At 33.4% G+C, this 23,463-nt stretch carries 20 protein-coding genes; 7 read left to right on the top strand and 13 right to left on the bottom strand.

Annotated features, from left to right (window positions below; translation table 11 throughout):
• Nucleotides 1-55 precede the first annotated feature (55 nt).
• The 4 genes from gldD to mutY form a co-directional block, all read right to left on the bottom strand.
• Complete coding sequence (gene gldD / locus H6589_04310) at nt 56-628, bottom strand: gliding motility lipoprotein GldD (GenBank protein ID MCB9173810.1); 573 nt, start codon at nt 626-628, stop codon at nt 56-58.
• A complete protein-coding gene (gene gldE / locus H6589_04315; protein ID MCB9173811.1) occupies nt 625-1,839 on the bottom strand; it encodes a gliding motility-associated protein GldE in 1,215 nt (404 codons plus the stop codon). The genes gldD and gldE overlap by 4 nt, the downstream gene beginning before the upstream one ends.
• Before the next feature lie 134 nt (nt 1,840-1,973).
• Nucleotides 1,974-2,396, bottom strand: coding sequence for a single-stranded DNA-binding protein (locus tag H6589_04320; GenBank protein ID MCB9173812.1), 423 nt, complete (start codon nt 2,394-2,396; stop codon nt 1,974-1,976).
• Nucleotides 2,397-2,449: 53 nt separating this feature from the next.
• Nucleotides 2,450-3,508, bottom strand: a complete 1,059-nt coding sequence (gene mutY / locus H6589_04325) for an A/G-specific adenine glycosylase (GenBank protein MCB9173813.1) — start codon at nt 3,506-3,508, stop codon at nt 2,450-2,452.
• A gap of 139 nt (nt 3,509-3,647) precedes the next feature.
• Here mutY and H6589_04330 point away from each other — a divergent pair, with 139 nt between their 5' ends.
• Nucleotides 3,648-3,938 carry an integration host factor subunit beta gene (locus tag H6589_04330; protein MCB9173814.1) on the top strand — a complete coding sequence of 97 codons (291 nt, stop codon included), beginning with the start codon at nt 3,648-3,650 and terminating at the stop codon, nt 3,936-3,938.
• Nucleotides 3,939-4,194: 256 nt separating this feature from the next.
• The gene (locus tag H6589_04335) at nt 4,195-5,754 is read left to right on the top strand and encodes an Rne/Rng family ribonuclease (protein ID MCB9173815.1); all 1,560 of its coding nucleotides are present in this window, start codon (nt 4,195-4,197) and stop codon (nt 5,752-5,754) included.
• Between the two features lie 39 nt (nt 5,755-5,793).
• Here the strand turns inward: H6589_04335 and H6589_04340 are convergent, their stop codons facing one another.
• Nucleotides 5,794-6,282 (bottom strand): 6,7-dimethyl-8-ribityllumazine synthase, encoded by a 489-nt coding sequence (locus tag H6589_04340; protein MCB9173816.1) that lies wholly within the window; start codon nt 6,280-6,282, stop codon nt 5,794-5,796.
• Between the two features lie 59 nt (nt 6,283-6,341).
• Entirely contained in the window at nt 6,342-7,031 is a 690-nt protein-coding gene (locus tag H6589_04345; protein ID MCB9173817.1) for a tetratricopeptide repeat protein, read from the bottom strand.
• Between the two features lie 172 nt (nt 7,032-7,203).
• On the opposite strand from H6589_04345, the gene recF reads away from it, so the two are divergent.
• Genes recF through H6589_04360 form a run of 3 tightly spaced genes read left to right on the top strand, consistent with a single transcriptional unit; the run spans nt 7,204 to nt 9,125 of the window.
• A complete protein-coding gene (recF, locus tag H6589_04350; GenBank protein MCB9173818.1) occupies nt 7,204-8,307 on the top strand; it encodes a DNA replication and repair protein RecF in 1,104 nt (367 codons plus the stop codon).
• Entirely contained in the window at nt 8,300-8,581 is a 282-nt protein-coding gene (locus tag H6589_04355; protein MCB9173819.1) for a DUF721 domain-containing protein, read from the top strand. The genes recF and H6589_04355 overlap by 8 nt, the downstream gene beginning before the upstream one ends.
• Nucleotide 8,582: 1 nt before the next feature.
• The gene (locus H6589_04360; GenBank protein MCB9173820.1) at nt 8,583-9,125 is read left to right on the top strand and encodes a hypothetical protein; all 543 of its coding nucleotides are present in this window, start codon (nt 8,583-8,585) and stop codon (nt 9,123-9,125) included.
• A 12-nt stretch (nt 9,126-9,137) separates the two neighbouring features.
• On the opposite strand, the gene H6589_04365 is transcribed toward H6589_04360, so the two are convergent.
• From H6589_04365 to H6589_04390, 6 genes are all read right to left on the bottom strand, one after another.
• The gene (locus H6589_04365; protein ID MCB9173821.1) at nt 9,138-9,353 is read right to left on the bottom strand and encodes a helix-turn-helix transcriptional regulator; all 216 of its coding nucleotides are present in this window, start codon (nt 9,351-9,353) and stop codon (nt 9,138-9,140) included.
• A 3-nt stretch (nt 9,354-9,356) separates the two neighbouring features.
• A complete protein-coding gene (locus tag H6589_04370; protein MCB9173822.1) occupies nt 9,357-9,893 on the bottom strand; it encodes a DUF2975 domain-containing protein in 537 nt (178 codons plus the stop codon).
• A 521-nt stretch (nt 9,894-10,414) separates the two neighbouring features.
• Complete coding sequence (locus tag H6589_04375; protein ID MCB9173823.1) at nt 10,415-11,119, bottom strand: endonuclease/exonuclease/phosphatase family protein; 705 nt, start codon at nt 11,117-11,119, stop codon at nt 10,415-10,417.
• Nucleotides 11,120-11,167: 48 nt separating this feature from the next.
• Entirely contained in the window at nt 11,168-14,608 is a 3,441-nt protein-coding gene (locus H6589_04380; protein MCB9173824.1) for a pyruvate carboxylase, read from the bottom strand.
• A 155-nt stretch (nt 14,609-14,763) separates the two neighbouring features.
• Nucleotides 14,764-15,354 carry a hypothetical protein gene (locus H6589_04385; GenBank protein ID MCB9173825.1) on the bottom strand — a complete coding sequence of 197 codons (591 nt, stop codon included), beginning with the start codon at nt 15,352-15,354 and terminating at the stop codon, nt 14,764-14,766.
• A gap of 40 nt (nt 15,355-15,394) precedes the next feature.
• A complete protein-coding gene (locus H6589_04390) occupies nt 15,395-17,437 on the bottom strand; it encodes a WG repeat-containing protein (GenBank protein ID MCB9173826.1) in 2,043 nt (680 codons plus the stop codon).
• 141 nt (nt 17,438-17,578) lie between these two features.
• Between H6589_04390 and H6589_04395 the strand changes: the two genes are divergently transcribed.
• Nucleotides 17,579-19,027 (top strand): transporter substrate-binding domain-containing protein, encoded by a 1,449-nt coding sequence (locus tag H6589_04395; GenBank protein ID MCB9173827.1) that lies wholly within the window; start codon nt 17,579-17,581, stop codon nt 19,025-19,027.
• Between the two features lies 1 nt (nt 19,028).
• On the opposite strand, the gene H6589_04400 is transcribed toward H6589_04395, so the two are convergent.
• Nucleotides 19,029-20,774 (bottom strand): DUF885 domain-containing protein, encoded by a 1,746-nt coding sequence (locus tag H6589_04400; protein ID MCB9173828.1) that lies wholly within the window; start codon nt 20,772-20,774, stop codon nt 19,029-19,031.
• A gap of 91 nt (nt 20,775-20,865) precedes the next feature.
• Here H6589_04400 and H6589_04405 point away from each other — a divergent pair, with 91 nt between their 5' ends.
• The gene (locus tag H6589_04405) at nt 20,866-23,430 is read left to right on the top strand and encodes a S8 family peptidase (protein MCB9173829.1); all 2,565 of its coding nucleotides are present in this window, start codon (nt 20,866-20,868) and stop codon (nt 23,428-23,430) included.
• The last annotated feature ends 33 nt before the right edge of the window (nt 23,431-23,463 follow it).

The raw sequence follows: 23,463 nt of genomic DNA on the forward strand, positions 1-23,463 counted from the left end.
ATAATTAAATATGCGTAATTATAGATAGAATAATTCTGCAATGATTATCTTCTCATTACTTCCACTCAAATGTAGAAAACAAGTGTTCAATATCTTGTTTAACAAAATCTAAAACGGGTTGTATAGAATCTTGATTTGGAGGAGTGTTAAAGTATAACGAACCAACCAAAAAATGATTAAGACTATCGGTTAAATGAAATTGAAACTCTGAAGCAGCATTGCCTTTAATATCGTAAATTAAACCGTACACTTTTTTTTGAGGGTAATTGATAATAATTTGCTCAATATCGGTTGCTTTTACGGAATGTTTAAAAGCTAATGTTCTAGAATCTTCTAAATATTTATCAATGTTGTTCTCAATTTGATTGTAACTAAAATACAAACTAGCATTTAATGTGTTAAAATCTAAATTAAACCAACAAGGTTTGTCAGCTTGTTCAACCATTTTTATCACAGAATAGGTTGGTTTTTCAAAAGTAAAAGGGCAATCTAAAGTTGCGGATTCGTAATTTTTTTCTGGTAAATCAATCCTAAAATAACCTTTAGGTTTTGGTGTAAAGGACTCGCTTTCACAAGAAAAGAGAAGGATAGCAAAAAATACAACAGTTATTTTTCTGAAAGAGTTCATGCTTTGTTGATAATTAATTTTACTCGTTTAACCCTTCTTTTGTCGGATGCTTCAATAATAAAACTGAAATGATGGAAATTTACTTTTTCATTTTTCTGAGGAATTTTTCCTGAAATTTCGATAATTAATCCAGCCAATGTTTCAGCTTCTTTTTTCATTTCAGTAAAAATGGTATTGTCATCTAGTATAATGATTTTGTTTAAATCATTAATAGTAGTGTTACCATCAAAAACATAAGTTGAATCATCTAGTTTTGAATAAACAATGTCTTCGGTGTCGAACTCGTCGCTAATTTCACCAACTATTTCTTCAATAATATCTTCTAAGGTTATAATTCCTGAAGTTCCACCGTACTCATCAACAATAATGGCAAGATGTATTTTTCGCTCCTGAAACTCCTTTAATAAATCATCCAGCTTTTTGTTTTCGGGAATAAAAAATGGGTTTCTTAAAAGTGGTAACCAATCAAAGTTGTCATCTTTGTTGATGTGAGGAATAATGTCTTTAATGTATAAAACACCCAATATCTTATCAAACGAATCTTCGTAAACTGGTATTCTCGAATGTCCACTATCAAGTATGGTTTTTATAATATCATTAAAGGGGGTCTCCTTTTCGATAGAAACCACATTAACACGAGCGGTCATTACTTCTTTTACACTCGTTTCACCAAACTTTACAATTCCTTTTAATATTTGATGTTCTTGTTGGTTGGAATGGATGTCGTTGGTTAAATCAATAGCATGAGATAGCTCTTCAACAGAAATATCGTGGGTTTTTCGTTTTATATTTTTATCGAAAAAATTGGTTGAATAAATAAGTAAAAAACTAATAGGCTTAAATACTTTGATGAGTAATTTTAAAGGTAAAGCCATTAAAAGAGCAATTTTTAAGGCATTTTTTGTGGCATAAACTTTTGGTACAATTTCACCAAACAATAAAATTAAAAAAGTTATCCCTATAACTTGAATAGCAAAATCTAACCAATAAGGCAGAGCCGAAAAATTAAATTGCTGTTGTAAGGTTAGTGTGCTTAAAATAATAATAGCAATGTTTACCGCATTGTTTACAATTAAAATGGTTGCTAATAAATACTTGGGTTGATTTAAAATAATAGATATGTTGGCAGAGCCTTTGTCTTCAGCATCTTTTATTTTATCCAAATCTGCAGGTGCTAATGAGAACAGTGCTACTTCCGAGCCAGAAACCATAGCCGAAAAAACGAGCAATACCAATATAATTAGAATATTCGCTAGAATTTCTATTGAAAAAGGATTAACGAAATTAGTTAATAAGATACTTGAATACAGAAAGGGGTCGTCCAATTTAAATTTCTTTTATTAAACTAAAATGGTAAATCATCATCAACTTCATTGTTGTTTTCAATATCTGGTGATGAAGGAGTAGATTCGTTACTCGCATTATCATCTCTTTTACCAACCATTTGCATGGTGTCAGCAACTATTTCAGTTGTGTATCGGTTGTTGCCATCTTTGTCTTGCCATTGGCGAGAACGAAGTTTTCCTTCAATATAAATTTGACTTCCTTTCTTCAGGTATTTCTCAGCTATTTCAGCTAAACCTCTCCAAACTACTACGTTATGCCATTCAGTAATAGATTTACGCTCACCAGATGTTCGGTCTTTGTAAGTTTCTGATGTTGCCAAAGTAAAATTAGCAACAGCGGTACCGCCCTCTAAATAACGTATTTCAGGGTCTTTACCTAAATTTCCTAATAATATTACCTTATTAACTCCTGCCATTTTTATAATTATCAGTTCACTATTCTCAATCTATATTCCTGCGTAGGCAGGAACAAAAATCAAAAATACAAATTTTGTAGCAATGATTTTATATAATTTTCTATCAATTTTGGAACAGGATAATCTTCTATATTGGTTATTGATATTGAATTGTAATCGGCATTTGTAATTTGTAGTTTTTTAGTTTTTATATTCCAAAAGGTTGCATGTATTTTTTGATGACTTAATTGATGAATATATTCATCAGATTTTGATACAATATTTTTGTTATTAAGCAGCCATTGATGTTCTGTGGTAATTAATTTTTTAAAATCATTTACAGCAGAATCCGTTTCAATTAATGGAAAATCGAATAGACCAATCCAAATGTCTTTTGCTGTTCTTTTTTTTAAAATCAGTTCATTTTCATCAGAGATAACCAAGTAATTAAAGAATCTATCTCGCTGTTTGGTTTGTTTTTCTTTTCTAGGGAGTTCGTTTATTTTCTTGTTGGCGAAAGCAAAACACTTACTTTGAAAACAACAATCATCACACAAAGGTAATTTGGGTTTACATTGTATTGCTCCAAATTCCATGATAGCTTGGTTATATGTTGCAGGATTTTTTTTATCAATCAATTCTTCTGCAAGCGCTTTAAACACATTTTTTCCTTTGTTGGAATCAATAAAATCTTCTATTCCAAAAATGCGAGATAAAACACGATAAACATTTCCATCAATAACAGGGTAGGGTTTATTATATGAAAAAGACATGATGGCTGATGCAGTATAATCACCTATTCCTTTTAAAGAGTGAACTTCTTTAAAGGTAGAAGGGAATTTATTCTTGTACTCATCCCTAATGGTAATGGCTGTAGCATGTAGGTTTCTTGCTCGTGAATAATATCCTAAACCTTGCCAGAGTTTCAATACGTCTTCCTGGTTTGCATTGGCTAAGTCGCAAACGGTAGGGTAGTTTTCAACAAACTTATTATAGTAGCTTAATCCTTGATCAACGCGGGTTTGTTGTAAAATAATTTCGGATAGCCAAATGTGGTAAGGATTTTTTGTGTTTCGCCAAGGTAAATCACGTTTGTTTTGCTTGTACCAAGCTATTAAAATCCTTGAAAAATCTATCATTCATTAAATCTTATCGAAAATATCCTGTTTTTAGGCTAAAATTAGATATTGTTTTTTTTAGTATTAATTAAAACTTGTATATTTGCAGCCCTCAAAAAGATAATTAATTGAAATTTAAATAGTTAAAAGTATTTTAAAAATGACAAAAGCAGACATAGTAACGAAGATTTCAGACAAGACAGGTATAGAAAAATTAGCTGTTCAGAGAACTGTTGAAGAGTTTATGAAAGAAGTAAGAAAATCTCTAGAAGGTGGTAAAAATGTTTATCTAAGAGGGTTTGGAAGTTTTGTGGTAAAGAAAAGAGCACAAAAAACAGGTAGAAATATTTCTAAAAATACAACCATTATCATTCCAGAACACTTTATTCCTTCATTTAAACCAGCTAAATCTTTTGCTGAAAAAGTGAAGAAAAATGTGAAAACGAAATAATAGAATTTACGACATTATAATAATATAAATTAAGAAGATATGCCAAGCGGAAAAAAAAGAAAAAGACATAAGATGGCTACGCACAAGCGTAAAAAAAGACTAAGAAAAAATAGACACAAAAAGAAAAAATAATTTCTTTTGATACATTTAGGTAACATTCTTACCAAAATCTATTCGTATTATATTTTTAAATTATCTCGAAACCTTTTAAGTATTCTTAAAGGGTATTCGTGTTTTAGTACACAAATACTTTCAAATGAGTGTTGAACTAATCATCGATTCTTCACCTAAGGAAGTTGTTATTGCCATTCTGCGTGATGGAAAATTACTTGAATTACACAAGGAGAAAAACAATAATAATTTTTCGGTAGGCGACATATATTTGGCCAAGGTAAAAAAAATTATGCCTGGGCTAAATGCTACTTTCGTAAACGTTGGGTACGAAAAGGATGCCTTTTTGCATTATTTAGATTTAGGTCCAAATTTTCATTCGTTTGTAAAATATACCAAAGGAGTAACTGGTGGAGCTTTAAATAGTTCTGCTTTAGATTTTAAGTTTGAACCCGAAATTGAAAAATCAGGTAAAATTGAAAAAGTATTAAAATCGAACGAGCAGATATTGGTTCAAATTGCTAAAGAACCCATTTCTACCAAAGGTCCACGATTAAGTTCTGAAATTTCTATTGCTGGTCGATACTTGGTGTTGGTTCCGTTTGCCGACAAAGTTTCTGTTTCTCAAAAAATTAAGGATGCTGATGAACGCGATCGTTTAATACGATTAATAAAAAGTATTAAACCTAAAGGGTTTGGTGTAATTGTCCGTACGGTAGCTAAAAACAAAAAAGTGGCAGATTTACATGCCGACATGTTGGATTTAACCAATCGTTGGGAAATATGTTACAATGCACTAAAAAATGGTCATGCACCTAAAAAAGTATTGGGTGAGTTAGACCGAACATCAGCGCTGTTAAGGGATTTATTAAATAGCGATTTTAATAATATTCATGTTAACGACGAAACACTTTATGGTGAGCTAAAAACCTACTTGCATACCATTGCTCCTGATAAAGAAAAGATTGTAAAATTCTATTCGGGCAAAATGCCCATATTCGACAATTTTGGGGTTGAACGACAAATAAAATCGTTGTTTGGACGTAATGTAACCTTAAAATCGGGTATATACTTAATTATAGAACACACTGAAGCTTTGCACGTTATTGATGTAAATAGTGGGCAACGTGGAAAAAGAAAAGATAGTTCGCAAGAACAAAATGCACTTGAAGTAAACCTTGAAGCAGCCGAAGAAATTGCTCGTCAGTTGCGTTTGCGTGATATGGGAGGTATTGTGGTGGTTGATTTTATTGATATGAAAGAATCGGAAAACCGACACCTTTTGTATGAAAAAATGAAGGAATTCATGAAAGACGACCGAGCTAAACACAACATTTTGCCTCCAAGCAAATTTGGTTTAGTACAAATTACTCGTCAGCGAGTACGTCCAGAAATGGAAATAAAAACGGCTGAAAAATGCCCGAGTTGTGGTGGTAGCGGAGAAGTGCAATCGACCTTGTTGTTGGTGGATGAAATAGAGAACAACATCAGATACATTGCACAGCAATTGAAGGTGAAAAAATTAAACATTACGGTTCATCCATTTTTAGAGGCATTTATTAATAAGCGTAAAGGCTTGTTTTCATCGCTTCGAAAAGAGTGGGAGGGTAAGTTTAAATGTAGCATTGAAATTATGCCTTCATCTTCATACAATTTCTTGGAATACAAATTTTTTGATGCTAAAGACGAAGAAATTCACCTTTAATATTTAAGCTTCGGATAAAGCCCATAATGTCAAAAAAATCTAGATTTCTTTTTGGAAATGAACCATTTTAATGGCAGTAATGGCAGCTTCATCACCTTTGTTCCCATGTTTTCCACCAGAGCGGTCAATGGCTTGTTGTAAGGTGTTGTCGGTTAAAACACCAAAAATTACAGGGGTATTGTACATTAACGATACGTCTTTAATTCCTAATGCTGTAGCTTGGCATACAAAATCAAAATGTTTGGTATCGCCTTGTATTACACTACCTAAACAAATAACAGCATCAACTTCGGTTTTTTCTAAAATGGTTTGTGCAGCAACTGCTAACTCAAAACTACCTGGAACATATTTAACGTTAATGTTTTTCTTTTGTGCTCCGTGTTTAATTAACGTATCGTAAGCACCTTTTAAAAGGTTAGAGGTTATGTTGATGTTCCATTCTGCAACAACTATAGCAAAACGCATCTTTTTAGCATTTGGAATGCTATTTACATCGTAATCCGATAAATTTTTGTTTGCTGTAGCCATTATTTAATTAGATAATTCGATAGTTAAATAATGAGATATTTAAACTCGAAATTTTTTAATTACTTCTTGTAAGCTTCTGCTCTAGCTAAATATTTTTCAATAGTTCTGCCTTCGCTAGATTCAGCGTAATCGTTTTTAATTGTCGTGTAATTATCAAAAGCTTTATTAAAATCACCTTGCTCTTCGTAAACAATACCGGCTTTAAACAAATACATTGGAGTAGTTAACTCATTTTCGTTGTTGTTTGCTGCTTTTTCGTAATACTTAATTGCGTCGTCAAGGTTGCCTAATTCCATATGTGCATCGCCAATTGCGCCTAGAGCTATTGAGCTAATCATAATATCGTTAGAGCTAAAGCTAGATAATTCATCAATAGCTTCTTCGTATAAGCCTGTTTTTAAGTAACAGATACCTAAATAATAGTGAGCCAAGTTAGCAGATTTTGTTCCGCCATAGTTTTCGATAATATCAACAAAACCATCGTTAATTCCATCACCATTAATGGCTTTGTCTAACGAATCTTTTTCGAAATACTTTTCAGCCATAAACATCGACGATTGAGCTTCAATTTCCATTGGAGCAATATACATTTTGGTATATGCAAAGTAAATACCTATAACAACTACAATAGCACCAACTACTATCGAAAGTGTTTTTTTGTTGTTATCAATAAAATGTTCGGTTTTACTATAAACTTCTTGAACGTCAACAATTACTTCGCTATTCTCGTCTTGATTTTTCTTGCTCATTTTCTTAAAAATATTATAAGATTGCAAAAATAGTTTTTTTTTCTTATCCAACAATAATTTTAGCAACTAAGTTGTATCGCTTATTTTATAAGGTGTTTGCTAATTAATTTTTGCTGTAAATTGAGTGGTAAAACCTTGATGTAATATTAATTCTTCTTAATACCTTTGTATGATGTTATTGAAACAGCTTTCTGTACTAAATTTTAAAAATTGCACCGAACTTAATGTTGATTTTTCGGAGTACGTAAATTGTTTTTTGGGTAACAATGGCGAGGGTAAAACCAATATCTTGGATGCTATATATTACCTCTCGTTTTGCAAAAGTTATTTCAATCCCATTGATAGTCAAAACATTAAACACGAAGAACCTTTTTTTGTGTTGGAAGGCAAATACTTGCAAAACAACAAGGAAGAAAAAGTGTATTGCGGCTTAAAACGCGGTCAGAAAAAAACAGTAAAACACAACAAAAAACAATACGATAGATTGGCTGACCACATTGGTAAAATTCCTTTGGTGATGATTTCGCCCATTGATATTTTGTTGATTATTGAAGGAAGCGATGTGCGTCGTAAGTTTATTGATGGAATTGTTGCTCAATACGACAATCAATATTTAAGTAATTTATTGTTGTACAACAAAGCTTTGAATCACCGAAACTTGTTATTAAAATCGTTTTGGTTAAACCGAAATTTTGATAAAGATTCGCTAGAGGTTTGGAACGAGCAGTTGGTAAAATACGGACAAGCCATTTACGAATCGCGCAAAAAATTTGTGGAAGATTTTATCCCTATTTTCCAAAAGTATTACACCACATTGAGTAATAATTTTGAGTTGGTGAGCTTAAATTATGTGTCGCAATTAAACGAAGAGCCTTTTGATACCTTGTTGACAAACAACTTGGATAAAGACCGTGCCAACCATTATACCAATTTTGGCATTCACAAAGACGATTTGGAATTTGTAATTGGCGATTTACCTTTAAAAAAGTTTGGTTCGCAAGGGCAACAAAAAACCTATTTGTTGGCTTTAAAATTGGCTCAAGCCGAATTGATTAAAAACATTAGTAACAAAAAAGTAATTTTTTTGCTCGACGATATTTTTGATAAACTCGACGAAAACCGCATGAAACAACTCTTAAATATTGTTGGGAATGGTAACTTTGGACAAATATTTATAACCGACACCAGTTTAACCCGAATACCTGAAATTTTAACACAAGAAAAGATTACTTTTAAAGCGTACAAAATACAAAAAGGAGAAGCCCTACATGTCTGACCAACCCTTAAAACCATTTATTGACAAGCTGTTGCGTGCCTATGGTTATCAGGACCAATTGGACGAAATGGATTTGGTGGCAGCATACGAGGAGTTGGTGGGTAAAATGTATTGCAAACACACTAAAAGCATTAATTTTAAAAACAAGGTGTTGTACGTAAAACTCGATTCGGCTGCATTAAAGCAAGAGTTGAGTTTTAAAAAAGAAGAAATTATTACCCGATTGAACCAGAAGTTAGGCAGAAGAATTGTTGAACAATTAGACATTAAATAAGTTGAGCCCAATAAAGAAAATACAACTAAAAGTAGGCAGGTTTAATTTAGCTAAAGAAAAGAAAAAGCTAAACCGTAAAACCATTTCGTGCAATTTAGAAACTGCTAAAACGGTGGGTATTTTATACAATGCGACCCAAAAAGAAGAGTGCGATGTGGTGAAGAACCTGGTGATTGATTTAAAACAACAAAACAAAGAGGTGTTGGCGCTTGGTTATGTAAATTTAAAAGAGATGGGCGACATTTTCAAGCCTCACATTAGTTATGCCTATTTCGATAACCGAAAACTAAACAAGAGCTTTATACCACGAAGCACCGATGTGAAAAATTTTATTGAAAAACCTTACCATTTATTGATAGATTTAAACTTAAACAACGATTTTCCGTTGGAATACATTGCCTCGCTTTCTAATGCTACATTTAAAGTAGGAGCAACAGGTGCATACCGCGATGATGATTTTGATTTAACTATTAACATTGGCGAAAACCAAAATACCAAGTATTTGGTAACTCAAATCAAACACTATTTGGCGTTGATAAAATAATACGGTTTTCTCTTAACTTTCTGTATCATCGACATACTCTAAAATATCGGCAGGCTGACAATCTAAGGCTTTGCAAATGGCTTCTAAGGTGCTAAAACGGATGGCTTTTGCCTTTCCAGTTTTTAAAATAGACAGGTTAGACAAGGTTAACTCCACTTTTTCGGAAAGTTCGTTGAGCGAAATTTTCCGTTTCGCCATCATTACATCGAGGTTTACTACAATTGCCATGGCTTAAACAGTTAAATCGTTTTCGTTTTGGAGTTCAACTCCTTTTTTGAAAATGGTTGCAATAACATAAACAATTGCCGCCATTAAAATAAATGCTTCACCATCTGCCCAATACTCGCTTACTTGGTCTATTTCGTAACCATGGTGTTGCAAGTTTTTGGTGGTTTGCAGAGCAATAATACTTAATAAACCAATAGAAAACGTGTAGTAACTTATTTGTGAGATTTGATTAGCAACAAAACTACTGAACGGTTTTGATAAGTTGATTTTAGTTACCAGTTTAATAACCACATAAAACAATACCGCTTTTAACAAAGCAATGATTAAGATAAAACTATACGTACTATAAAAAGCCCATTTGCTACGATTATACATTTCGCTTAAATCTAATTTTTGATACAGCTTGTGCACAAACTCAGGATTGAACAAACTGAAAACAAAGTTAACTAACATGGCTCCGGCTTCTATACATAAGCCCACAAAGATGATCCAAGCAACAATTTGAATTACTGTAAATACGAAGTTGTTTGTTTTTGACATAACATTAAAGTTTAAATTATGCCACAAATATAAAATATATTTATTGATAAACAATAAATAAATAGTTATTATCATTAAATAGTTGTTGTTTAATGTTTTTTTTTCACCCGTAGAGACGGATGATTATCCGTCTAAAAAAGAATAATTAGCGGTATTTTGGGTTTGTTATGGAGACGTACAATCGTCCGTCTCTAATCTACAAAATTGGATTATAATTTAATTTTGAGATGACAAAATTCTTAGGAACGAGTTACACTTCGTTAAATTTTAACCAGCATTGGGTTTTTGGTTTAATGATTTTTTTCCGTAGAGACGGACGATTGTCCGTCTATTTGTATTATTAAACAAGTAATTGTTTTTATTTTGCTGCTGTATTATGGGGTTATGTGCTTATTGGTTTCGTTATGGAGACGGATAATCATCCGTCTCTACAAAACTGGGATATATGTTTATGTTGTGTGATAACAAAAATTAACAGGAAGAGTTATACTTCGTTAAACTTGGATCAGTTTGGATAACGTCTAAATTTCCATTAAGAGAGGGAGGTGGTCACTGATTTCAATCCATTTATCAAATTCACCAATCTCAAAATTTGTAACCTGTTTTAAAATTGGTTCACTACAAAATATAAAATCAATATGATAGGGCTTTTCTGATTTGCGTTGTAGGTAAAAAGTTGGTTGAAGTTCTTTACCTTGCTCTTCATTATTAAACTTATGGTAGACACTTAATATTTTTTGTTTTTTTAGATTGTTGACTACATCAGAATGATTCCACCATCTATCCCATTGATCCCAAATAGTATTGCTATTGAAATCTCCAGCAATAATCATGTTGTCAAATTTTGCCTTGTTTACTTCCATATATTTCCAAAATTGACCTATGTAACCAAAATTTGGGGAGTTATTTTGATGGGTCCATACACCAAGCAAATTAAATTCATTATTAATTCTACATGGTAAAAAGTGTTTGACATAGTGATTCTTATATTCACTATCCCATTCCAAACATTCAAGCTTTATATTATCTTTTGCGAATATTGCTACACCTTTATTTTTAGAGTCACCTTTCCAAAAATAATTTGAAGCCCAATCTTGATAATGTTTGTCTTTTGACTGACTTGGATCTTCACATTCTTGAACTATATAAATATCTGCTCTAAGCTCAGTTAGTCTGCTAAACTTCTTTCTTAGTGCACCATTACAATTCCAAGTAACAATTTTCACATGATTGGTTTTATGAGTAATAATTTGTTAATTTATCTAACCAAAAACCTATTCAAACTCTACCACCAAATCGTTTTGTTCTATCATGGTGCCTTCGGTAAGGTGTATTTTTTTAACGGTGCCTTTAAATGGTGCAGTAACGGTCGATTCCATTTTCATGGCTTCTAAAGCAAACAAAGGTTTGTCTTTTTCTACGGTATCGCCAACGGCAACATTTATTTGCACCAATTTACCTTGTAGCGGAGCTCCAATTTCTTTGTCGCTACTCGCTTTTTGGTGCATTACTTTTGTAGAGGTTACCTTGTTGTCTTTTACTTTTACCGCTCGTGTTTGTCCGTTTAAGTTAAAAAATACGGTACGTATGGCTTCGGCATCAGGTTTTGAGGTGTATAAATATTCTACCACAACGGTTTTTCCCGGCTCAAACTCTATGCTAATTTCTTCTTGGTTTTTTAATCCGTAAAAGAACGCCTTGGTTGGTATGTACGAAACATTACCGTATTCTTTGTGGTGGTTGTAGTAATCTTCAAACACTTTTGGGTAAAATTTGTACGACAAGAAATCAAGAAAATCACAATGTTTATCAAACTTTAACTGGAACGCTGCAAACTCCTTGTCAAAATCGATAGGAGCGAGGTGAGCGTTGGGTAAATCGGTATACGGTTTAATGTTTTTAAGTATAATCTGTTGCAATTTGCTTGGGAAACCGCCTGTTGGTTGTCCCAAATCGCCTTTCATAAAATTAATTACCGATTCGGGAAACGACAAAGTTTCGCCTTTTTCCATTACATCTTGTTCGGTAAGGTTGTTAGAGGTCATAAACAACGCCATGTCGCCCACCACTTTTGATGAAGGAGTTACTTTTACAATGTCGCCAAACATTTTGTTCACCACTTTGTAATTGTCTTTAATGGTTTCAAACTTATCTTCTAAACCTAAACCTCTAGCTTGTGGGCGTAAGTTGGAGTATTGTCCGCCCGGTATTTCGTGGTCGAAAATTTGAGCCGTAGTAGCTTTTAATCCCGATTCGAAAGGGTAGTAGTATTCTCTTACGTTTTCCCAATAGTTGGAGTATTCGTTTAACTTTTGCAAGTTAATTTTTTCGGCTCTTGGGTGGTTTTGGAACATGGCAACCGTAGAGTTAAAGTTGGGTTGCGAGGTTAAACCACTCATCGAACTCAATGCAACATCAATAATATCTACATCGGCTTCAACGGCTTGTAAATAGGTAGCCACTTGTAAGCCAGAAGTATCGTGCGTGTGTAAATGCACAGGAATATCAATCGATTTTTTCAATTCTTTAATCAACACACTTGCCGAGTACGGTTTTAGCAAACCAGCCATGTCTTTTATGCCTAAAATATGTGCTCCAGCATCTTCCAATCGTTTAGCAAAATCTACATAATACTGTAAGGTGTATTTGTGTTGGTCAGGGTCTAAAATATCGCCTGTGTAACAAATACACGCTTCGGCAATACCTTCGGTACGCTCGTTAACGGCTTTAATGCTGGTTTCCATAGAATCGTACCAGTTTAACGAGTCAAAAATCCTGAACACGTCCAAACCATTTTTCCACGATTCTTCAATAAAACGTTCTACCAAATTATCAGGGTAAGCAGTATAACCAACCGCATTAGAACTGCGAATTAACATTTGAGTTAACACATTTGGCATGGCTTCACGCAACATTTTTAATCGTTTCCAAGGGCATTCGTGTAAAAATCGCATGCTCACATCAAATGTTGCTCCGCCCCACATTTCCATCGAAAACAGTTCGGGGAAACTTTTGGCAAAACCTTCGGCAACTTTCATCATGTCGTTGGTTCTAACACGTGTAGCCAACAGCGATTGGTGAGCATCTCTAAAAGTAGTATCGGTATATTTTATGCTTTTGTTGGTTTTTACCCAATCAATAAATTTATCTCTTCCCATTTCGGTCAGCATGTCTTTTGTTCCTTTCGGATAAGGAGCATACTTGTCGAATTCAGGAATTACAGGTTCAACAAAAATTTTGTTGGGGTCAACGTATTTTACATCAGGGTTTCCGTTTACAATTACTTCGCCCAAGTATTTTAAGCTCTTGGTAGCACGGTCTAATTTTCTTCTAAAATGGAATAATTCAGGGTGGTTTTCGATAAACTTAACCGTAATGTTTCCCTCTTGAAATTCGGGGTGGGTAATTACATTTTCTAAAAACGCAATGTTGGTTTTAACACCTCTAATTCTAAATTCTTTTAAGGCTCTTTCCAATCTTTGGCACGTTCCTTTTAAGGTTCGTCCCGATGCCGAAATTTTCACCAACATGGAATCGAAAAACGGAGAGATTTTAGAACCAGTGTACAAACTACCGGCATCTAAACGAATGCCGTAACCAGCAGCCGTTCGTTGGGCTACAATGGTTCCGTAATCGGGTGTAAAACCATTTTCGGGGTCTTCGGTGGTAATTCTACATTGTATAGCGTAACCGTTGCATTTTACATCGTCTTGGCTTTTCAAGAAAATTTGTGGGTCGGATAATTGGTAGCCTCTTGCAATTTGTATTTGAGAACGTACAATGTCAATACCTGTAATTTCTTCGGTAATGGTGTGCTCTACTTGTATTCGAGGGTTTACCTCAATAAAATAAATGTTTTCTTGTGGGTCAACTAAAAACTCAACGGTACCTACATTGTTGTAGTTTACCGATTTACAAATGTTTATGGCGTATTGGTAAATCTTTTTCTTGGCTTCTGCCGATAAATTCTGGCAAGGAGCTACTTCTACTACTTTTTGGAAACGACGTTGAACCGAACAATCTCTTTCAAACAAATGAACCATGTTGCCGTATTCATCGGCCATGATTTGTATTTCAATGTGTTTGGGGTTATCGATAAACTTTTCGATAAAAATGGTGTCATCACCAAAGGCTTTTCCTGCTTCATTTTTTGCTTCGTTGTACGATTTTTTTAATTGTTCATCGTTCCAAACCACACGCATACCACGACCACCACCGCCAGATGCAGCTTTTATCATAATCGGGTAACCAATACGTTGTGCTTCTTCAAAGGCTTTGTTGTCGTCCGATAAATCAATTTGACTTCCTTCAATTACAGGTACATTGGCTTTTCTGGCAATGTTTTTAGCAGCAATTTTATCGCCCAACTGTTCCATAACTTCTGGCTCTGGACCAATAAATTTAATGCCTTCTTCTCTACAACGACGAGCAAAATGTACGTTTTCCGATAAAAATCCATAACCCGGATGAATGGCATTGGCACCAACACGTTTAGCCACGTTCAAAATTTCTTCGATGTCCAAATAAGGTTTTAGAGGGTCGTCGTTTTTGCCAATTTGATACGATTCGTCAGCCTTGTATCGGTGCAACGAATAACGGTCTTCAAAAGTGTACACTGCTACCGTTCTAATGTGTAATTCGGTTGCTGCTCTAAAAATTCTGATGGCAATTTCGCCTCTATTGGCGACTAAAAGTTTGGTGATTTTTTTGTTCATCTTGAAATTTTACTTTTTTATCGATTAAAAATCTCAATTTATTTGAGTTTTTAAGGTTTTGCAAAATTAGGAAGAAGAGTTTGGTATTGAAAATTTAGCACGCTTAATTTTTGATTAAAATTGAAGGAATTTGTTAAATAAAAATAATTCTAGAATTACAACCTTTTACCAATAGTAACTCCAAATTTTAAAGCTAAATCATTAGCTACATCAATGTTGTTTTCTTCTGTTCTTTCATCATCGTTCGGTCTCATTAACCAGAATGATTTTGAATCAACTAGGTTTGCGCTTTTAGATTTAATGATGTTTTCAAGTTTCTTTTGAGCTTGAATAGTTGAACCAGAACCAATCGTAATGGCTACAACATTTTTATTGATTAGGTTGTCGTAGTTTTCAATAAAATTAACTACCAACCAATCTGGAGCCCAATTATAAGTATTGGCACAAAAAACGTAGAGATCATAATTGTCTTTATCCTCTAATTTATATTGCGCAGTAATAATCGTAGATTTATAATCACAAGAACTCAGCCCAATAGCAAAGCTCCTACAAATTTGTTTGTCTAAATCATAAATAGGATCGGGATTATAAACGATTAATGCTTTCTTTTTTGAGGCTACATCTCCAATTGTTTCAGATTCTTGATATCCACTATATTGTGCCCATAAAGTTAACATTGTCCAAAAAACCAGCGTTCCTATTATAAGGTATATAGTAAGTTTTATTGGGTTCCTTTTCTTTCTCAAAATAGATTGAGTTTAACTGTTAAGGTGTTTAGAATTAATTTTATCTCTTTTTATAAATAATAGCATCGTCACTAATCAATCGAATTAATTTGTTGTTTTCAGTAAACTCAATTTTCGAATAATTAAATGGTTCCACAACTTCATTTTTAGTATTAATAATACCCACCAAGTCGTTTTGTTTAGCTGTAAATAATGTTATAGTCAATCTGTTTAAGTCTTGGTAAGTTGCAGGAATAACAAAATTTCCTTTTTCATCAATTACACCATAAAAACCATTTGCTTTTACTATAGCTAAACCATTAACAAATTCGTTGGTTTCCTGAAAGTTGTAAGGGATTTTTAATTTAGCTTGGTAATCGCAATAACCCCATTTTCCTTTTTGTTTTACAGCGATTAGGTTTTTAGAGATGCTGCTAACATCCTCAAAAAGAGCAGGTAAAAACTTTTGCCCTAAACTATCGATTAAGCCAATTTTACCTTTCGATAAAACTCGAGCATATCCTTTCTCGTTAAACAATCCCCAACTAATAACACCTTCTGTTGCTTCAAGGTTTATTGGAATAACAGTTTTTCCGATACTATTAATGTAACCATACAAATCATCTTTTACCACCAAAGCTCTTCCGTTTTTTAGTTCAGAAATGTGGTCGTAAACAGTTGGCAAAATAGAATCTCCTTTAGCATTGATTATTCCGTACAAATCGTTTTGGGTTACCCTGATGAATTTACTATCGGATAAATCAACCCAATCGTATTTTGGCTTAACAATGTAGTACAAGTTGGTATCAATAATTCCAAACAAATCATCCTTTTTTACATAGGCAATACCATTTTGGAAATCGCCAACGGCATCAAAATCCAATCCTACTTTTAAATTGCCTAATCGGTCGATAAAACCAAATTTTTCATCCAATTCAACAGCAATGAGTTGGTTTTTTACATCACCAATTTCATCGTAAATGGTAGGAACTAATTCTTCGCCAACTCTATTGATGATGCCATATTTTTCTTCTTTAGCAACTACAGCCATGCCATTTTTAAAAACATCGGCTTCGTCGTACATAAAAGGAATAACCAATTGTCCAGCTTTATTGATGTACCCAAATTTGTTGTTTTGACTCACTACAGCAACGCCTTCGTGGAAATTGCTTACCCATTGGTAAATGGAAGGAATTACAACTTGTAAGCTATCATCGATAAAGCCCCATAAGCCTTCTTTTTGAAACGGATAAAAATTGGTGTTTGCCAATAAAAAGTCTTCTTTTAACTCATTTTTAAAAGGGTAGTCGGGATAATCATCAACAAATTTTTGAATGTTTTCGGGCGTATGAACCAATGTAGAAAGGTTGTATAACATTCTCCAAGCTGTTGATACCAAAGGGTTTTCTGGAAAAGTTTTAATGAAATTATGAAAAGCAACAATGGTTTTGTTGTGGGTAGAAATATCATAAATGTTTTGGTGTGCTTGATTTACATAGGGGTTTGTGGGGTGTTCGTTAATAAATTTAAGGTTGTTATCAAGTGTATTGATTTCAGTATATTCTTCAAACAAACGTTTTTCATACCTCTTCTTTGCTTCTGCAAATTCATCAGCATCGGGGTAGGTAGTCATAAAATCTAAATAGGCAGAAGAAAGGTTTATTTGTTCGGCATGATTGAAAGCCAATTGATTACGTAAAGAAACAGCATCGTCAAGTTGAACTGCACCTAAATTTTTTGAAATAAAGTAGCTGTATGATTCAACGGTGTTTATTTTATTGGCAACAATAAAAGCTTTTTCGTCAATCGATTGGTGTTGCGTATAAATGGATAACGAATCAACTTTGTAAGTAACTAGTTTATTTCTCTTTTTATCTGGTAAAAGGTTGAATGATTCTTCGCTTTTGTTGATGTAAAAAAGAGCCGAATCCAAGTTGTAAAAAGGGTTATTGTTAAGGCTATAAATTATACTCAAACCATAAGCGGATGCTGGTGTTTGTTTTTTTAATCCTTTCTCAAATATTTTTTTGGCTTTAAAATAATCGTGTATTGATAAAGCTTCAAAACCTTTGGTTAAGTTTGCGCCCAATAAAAAGTTCGCCATTAAAATAAAGAGGAGTAGAAAGTATTTGTTTTTGTTTAACATTAAATAACCAAATGGATGTTTAAACCGTAAAAAGAGTTAGAATTGATTTTCTGACCCTTTTTTCCGAACACAAAAATACTGTTATTAAACAAATTCCGAATGTTAAAATCAATTTCATACATCACTATTATTTCAATTGCTATATTTTTTAGCAGTTGTGATAGTGGTGTTGAAAAAATGGAACCCATTTATCGTGATTTTGATACCATCCAACAAGAAGGAACATTAACGGCATTAATCAATTACGGCTCTACCAGTTATTTTATATATAAAGGAGTGCCTCAAGGTTTTGAATATGAGTTGTTAAGAATGTATTCAGATAAAATTGGGGTAAATCTAAAGGTTGTTCCTATTCAAAGCATTGATAGTGTTTTTATTCAATTAAACAAAGGAGATGCTGATGTGGTTGCGGCGAACTTAACAGTTACCGAAGAACGTTTGGAACAAGTAAGTTTTACTCATCCCATATTAATTACCAAACAAGTGTTGATTCAGCGCAAGCCAGATAATTGGAAAAAAATGAAAAAGAAACAAATGGAGGATTCTCTTTTACGTTCTGTGATGGAATTGGGAGGTAAAACCATTGTGGTAAGAGAAAATTCGTCGTTTTATAAGGAGTTAAAAAAAGTATCGAAAGACATTAAACAAAAAATTCATATTGAATTGGTTCCAGGTACACTAACATCGGAAGAATTGATTGAACAAGTTGCAAACAAAGAAATTGAGTTTACCATTGCCGATAAAAATATTGCCATGGTTAATCAATGGTATTATCCAAATATTGATGCGGAGTTAGTAATAAAAGACCATCAAGATATTGCTTGGGCAGTTAGAAATAATTCGGATAGTTTATTAAAGTCGATGAACAGTTGGTTGGCAGAATTTCAAAAAACCAGAAAATTTAAATCGTTGTACAATAAGTATTTTAAAAATCAACATTTAGTTAGTGGAAGAACAAAGCACAAGTATTTTACGTTGTTATCCGGTCAAATTTCTCCATACGACGATTTAATAAAAAAATATGCTCCAGAAATTGGATGGGACTGGGAGTTGTTGGCTGCCTTAATTTATCAGGAATCGCATTTTAATAATGATGCATTAGGATGGGGTGGTTCCTTTGGTTTAATGCAATTTATGCCCGAAACAGGTGCTCGTTTTGGAGTTGATGCTTCATCTGGTCCTGAGCAAAATATTAAAGCAGGGGTTAAATACATAAAGCGTTTAAATGATATTTGGAAAGAACACATCAGTGACACTTTAGAGCGTATTCCTTTTATTTTGGCTAGTTACAATGCTGGTCCAGGACATGTTATTGATGCTAAGAATTTGGCTGAAAAATACAAGAAGAATCCTTTTTTGTGGAAAGATGTTAGTTTTTTCCTTCTAAACAAGTCTAAACCAAAATACTACAAAGATCCAGTTGTAAAAAGTGGATATTGTAAGGGTTTTGTAGCTTACGATTATGCCAATGAAATAATGGAGCGTTATCACCATTACAAGAACATCACAAGTAGCTCGTTAAAGTTAGAAGTAGCAAGTAAAAAATAGGTTATTTTTTAAGTTCAGCCAACATCATTTCACGAATATTTTTTACAGGAGCAGAGCCATAACTCAAGAATTTTTCGTGGAACTTTTTCAAGTTAAAGTCTTTCCCAACAAGTGTTTTATATTCTTCTCTAAATTCGTAAATTTCTTTAAATCCAGTAAAGTAGCTACACAATTGTACTTGAGTTAAAGTAACTCTTTTCCATTTTCCTTCAGCTTCTGCTTGTTGTTGAAATGCTTGGTTAACCAATAAATCTAAAGCATCTTCTTTTGAGAAGTTTTGAGTATGAACACTGTAATCTAAAATGGTGTTGCAAACAGTTCTTAAATTCCATTTGTAATACATCAACCACATTTCTGGCTCGTTGTTGCCGTAACCATTTTCTAACATCATCAATTCGGTATAAACCGCCCAACCTTCAATCATGGTGCCGTTACCTAAAATTGCTTTTATTAAACTTGGCGATTGATTGCTGTAAACCAATTGTGTGTAATGTCCAGGAATGGCTTCGTGAATATTTAAAATTTGTAAAATGTAATGATTGTATTCCCTCAAATAACTTTCTGATTGCTCTTTCGACCAACCCTCTAAACTACCCACATTGTAATAGGTGTTTGCATTTTTTTCGTAAGGACCAGGCGATGAAATGGAAGCTCCAGCAACACCAGCCATGTATGCAGGTTCTTTTCTAACTACCAAAGGTTTTGTTGGGTCGATATAAATCAAGTCTTTATCTTTAATAAACTCCACTAAAACAGGTATTTGTTGTTCAATGGCAGTTTGGAAAGAATCGGGTTGAACATGTTTAGCAGATAAATGGTCAATCATCATTCTCACAGCCAGTAAAGTATCATTAGGGATAGCTTGTTTAAAATAGTTGTTCCAAATTTGATGCGTGATTTGAGCCATTTTAACATGTAATTCGGCTTTGCTTTTTAATGCTTTTTGATAAACTTCTTCAACCGTATTGCTCGATTGAATATCGAATTCAAATTTTTTGGCATACAGTTCTTTTCCTAACCTAAAACTACGAGGTGTTTCGTTCTTTAAGTTTTTCAACCAATCAGCATAGCTTTTAATAGCAGCAGTGGCTTTGTCGGCTCTTTTGTAAATTTCAGTTTTGGTGTTTTCGTTAATGGTCGACTTTTCTAAAGCGTTTTCCAATTCGGTTTCAAAAACGGATAAACCACCAAGATTTTGGTCAATTGCCAATTGTGTGTGTTCTAATGTGGGGTTTTTAATGTTTTGTTTTGCTGCTTCAAAATAAGCAGGAATGTTTTCCATACGTTGGTAGAAAATATCTAAACGAGTATCAAGGTTTTCAAAATCGGTAGTTAATATATTAGAAAATCCACCAGAAACATTATAATTTGAAGGGTCCCATTCGTATGATTTTAATTCGTTAATGGTCCAAATGTTTCCTTTTAACAAATTCTCCATCAAATAAAAATCGGTTTTGTTATTATCTGATAAACCATCAACAGAAAATTTACTCAAGGAGTCTAAATGGTTTTTAGCAAAAGCAAGTTCTTTTTTACGGGTTTCTTCGTTAGGAATAGTTAAAATATGGTCGTATTTATGGTAGCCTACCCACATTGCCCAACCTGGAGAATTTTCCCACAACTGATTGATAAAACTTTCTTTATAAGTATCAAACAATTGATTTTGATCAACAGTAGTTTCTACTTTTTTATCACAACCACAAGCAATTAAAAATGCGACAAATAATACTCCAACAATTTTTTTCATAACAATGCTATTTAATGTGTTGAAAACGAAATTACTTCTTTTTAGAAATTTGAGTACTTATTTAGTTAACTTTATGGAACATTAGTTGAGCATGAAAAAAACATTATTCATATTAACGTTGATTTTTACAAGTGGCTTGTTTGCCCAGCAATCCAAGGTTAACTTTCAGTTAAGAAACACTATTCAACAATCAAAAGGTAATGAACAAATTGCATTGTTTGTTAGGGGAGAAGTTGATTTAATAAAACAAGCTGTTCTGGAACTTGGGGGTAAAGTAAAATTAAGTGCTGGAAATATTGTTCAGGTAGAGTTGCCATCTTCAACAATTTATTCTTTTTCAGCTAACCAGTTTGTTCAGTCAATTGAATATAGTTTTTCGAAGCCTACGATTCTTAGCGATACGATGCTTATTCATAACAATGTTATTCCAATTCATCAAGGCGCTTCACCATTGTTTCAACCGTATACTGGTAAAGGAGTTGTAATGGGTTTTATTGATACAGGAATAGATTTTGCCCATTTAGATTTTAAAGATACTTTGGGAAATACACGGATTCTAGCTATTTGGGATCAATACTTAGCTGACAATGGCTCTAGTGCTTTTGGATATGGGCAGGTTTGGGATTCGGTGGCGATAAATGGAGGTACTTGTACTCATTTAGATCATGGAGGGACCAATCATGGTACTCATGTGGCAGGAATTGCTGCTGGGAATGGATTGGCAGTGAACAATTATAAAGGAGTAGCACCAGAATCTTATATTGTTTCTGTTTCAAGTAACCAAAATATTAGTAATTGGTTATCGACAGTAGTAGATGCTGTTAAGTTTATTTATGATGTAGCCGATAGTTACAATATGCCTTGTGTAATTAATGTAAGTATGGGCGATTATTGGGGTTCGCATGATGGTACTGATGCTGCTTCACTTTTAATTGATAGTATTGTTAATTATAAACCAGGAAGAGCTTTTGTTTGTGCCGCAGGTAATGCCGGACATATTAATTGGCATGTTGAACACCAAATAACCTCAGATACTACCTTTACTTGGTTCAAATACAATCCTTCATCAGCTTTTGGTTATGGAGCAGTTTATTTTGAGGCATGGGCAGATACAGCTGATTTGAATAATGTTGATTTTTCAATAGGAGCAAACTTACCTTCTGGTAGTTTTGAGTTGAGAGGGAACACACCATTTGTCAACATTCAGAATAGACTTGGCAGTTTTACAGATACGATATACAACAATGGAAATAGAATAGCTATCGTAGATACTTATGGAGAGTTACAAGGAGATAAATACAATTTGGCAGTTCATTTACAAGAACCCGATTCTAATACCTATAACTTTAGTTTTATGACCACAGGAAGTGGTAAATTGGATATTTGGTCAGCATCTTGGTTGGGAGTATCGAACATGGTGAATTCAGGGTTGCCATCAGTTGCCGTTCTGCCCCAAATTGCTTTTTACGAACGACCAGATTCTGCAAAAACTATGGTTAGTAGTTTTCAAAATTTATCATCTATTTTAACGGTTGCAAACTTCAATAATAGGGCATCATATTTAGATATTGACTCGATAGTTCGTTATACTGGTCAGGTACCTGGAGAAAAAGCCATTTCTAGTAGTTGGGGACCAACACGCAGGGGATTATTAAAACCAGATGTAGCAGCAACAGGAGATAATACCATTGGTCCTGTTTCGCAAGCGATAGTAGATTTAAGTGTTGCTAATCCGCCAAATCAACAAAAAATCGCTTTTGGAGGTAAACATCGTATCAATGGAGGAACATCTATGGCATCACCTGTAATTGCAGGTGTTGCTGCTTTATACTTGGAAAAATGTCCAACGGCAACAATGGTTGAAATTAAAAATGCCATACAAAATACTGCCAAACAGGATGTTTATACAGGAACTGTTCCAAATATAGGATTTGGTTATGGAAAAGTTAATGCTTTTGATGTACTTAATCATTCAAATTACTCGGTTAGCTTAGGTGCAGATGTTAATATTTGTGATGGCGATTCAGTTGATTTAAATCCGGGTAGTTATTCAAGTTATGTATGGTTTAACAATGATACCAATTCAACCATAACAATAGATAGTACAGAAGTTGTTTATGTAGTTGTTACTAATAATAGTGGTTGTAAATCGTTTAGTGATACTTTACAAACTACATGGCATGCTCTACCGCAAAAACCTACCTTAACTGTTTTAGGTAATGATACTTTATTGTATTCATCAACTTTAGATTTGCAATGGTATTACAATACATCAGTGTTGTCAGGAGAAAGTGATACCATACTAATAGCTCAAAACAATGGTGATTATTTTTTAACGGTTACAGATTCTTTTTCGTGTGTTAATTATTCTGATACCATTACGTTATTAACGGTAGGTAATCATGATTTTGAAAATGAAATAGAGATTAGTATTTATCCTAATCCAACCACAAGTACTCTAAACATTATTTCATCTAATAACGAACCAATTTTTAAGTTAAATTTGCTTGATGTAACTGGAAAAAATATCCAAACAATTAAGCCTCACGATAGTGTTGTAAAGTTGAATTTAAAAGGCTTGTCAGAAGGGGTTTATTTTTTACAATTGGTTTTAGAAAAAAGTACTTTTACAAAGAAAATAATGTTGAAAAATTAATTTTAATATTTCAACAACATTTAAAAAATTTTA

This window comes from Flavobacteriales bacterium (genome assembly GCA_020635795.1).
Taxonomy (GTDB): domain Bacteria; phylum Bacteroidota; class Bacteroidia; order Flavobacteriales_E; family Vicingaceae; genus Vicingus.

Excerpts from the sequence above, each read along its gene's own strand:
- H6589_04400 (MCB9173828.1), bottom strand. The coding sequence starts at position 20,774 with ATGAAAAAAATTGTTGGAGTATTATTTGTCGCATTTTTAATTGCTTGT.
- gldE (MCB9173811.1), bottom strand. The coding sequence starts at position 1,839 with ATGGTTTCTGGCTCGGAAGTAGCACTGTTCTCATTAGCACCTGCAGAT.
- H6589_04390 (MCB9173826.1), bottom strand. The coding sequence starts at position 17,437 with ATGGCGAACTTTTTATTGGGCGCAAACTTAACCAAAGGTTTTGAAGCT.
- H6589_04405 (MCB9173829.1), top strand. The coding sequence starts at position 20,866 with ATGAAAAAAACATTATTCATATTAACGTTGATTTTTACAAGTGGCTTG.
- H6589_04395 (MCB9173827.1), top strand. The coding sequence starts at position 17,579 with ATGTTAAAATCAATTTCATACATCACTATTATTTCAATTGCTATATTT.
- H6589_04370 (MCB9173822.1), bottom strand. The coding sequence starts at position 9,893 with ATGTCAAAAACAAACAACTTCGTATTTACAGTAATTCAAATTGTTGCT.
- mutY (MCB9173813.1), bottom strand. The coding sequence starts at position 3,508 with ATGATAGATTTTTCAAGGATTTTAATAGCTTGGTACAAGCAAAACAAA.
- H6589_04380 (MCB9173824.1), bottom strand. The coding sequence starts at position 14,608 with ATGAACAAAAAAATCACCAAACTTTTAGTCGCCAATAGAGGCGAAATT.
- H6589_04340 (MCB9173816.1), bottom strand. The coding sequence starts at position 6,282 with ATGGCTACAGCAAACAAAAATTTATCGGATTACGATGTAAATAGCATT.
- H6589_04365 (MCB9173821.1), bottom strand. The coding sequence starts at position 9,353 with ATGGCAATTGTAGTAAACCTCGATGTAATGATGGCGAAACGGAAAATT.
- H6589_04330 (MCB9173814.1), top strand. The coding sequence starts at position 3,648 with ATGACAAAAGCAGACATAGTAACGAAGATTTCAGACAAGACAGGTATA.
- H6589_04335 (MCB9173815.1), top strand. The coding sequence starts at position 4,195 with ATGAGTGTTGAACTAATCATCGATTCTTCACCTAAGGAAGTTGTTATT.
- recF (MCB9173818.1), top strand. The coding sequence starts at position 7,204 with ATGTTATTGAAACAGCTTTCTGTACTAAATTTTAAAAATTGCACCGAA.
- gldD (MCB9173810.1), bottom strand. The coding sequence starts at position 628 with ATGAACTCTTTCAGAAAAATAACTGTTGTATTTTTTGCTATCCTTCTC.
- H6589_04355 (MCB9173819.1), top strand. The coding sequence starts at position 8,300 with ATGTCTGACCAACCCTTAAAACCATTTATTGACAAGCTGTTGCGTGCC.
- H6589_04345 (MCB9173817.1), bottom strand. The coding sequence starts at position 7,031 with ATGAGCAAGAAAAATCAAGACGAGAATAGCGAAGTAATTGTTGACGTT.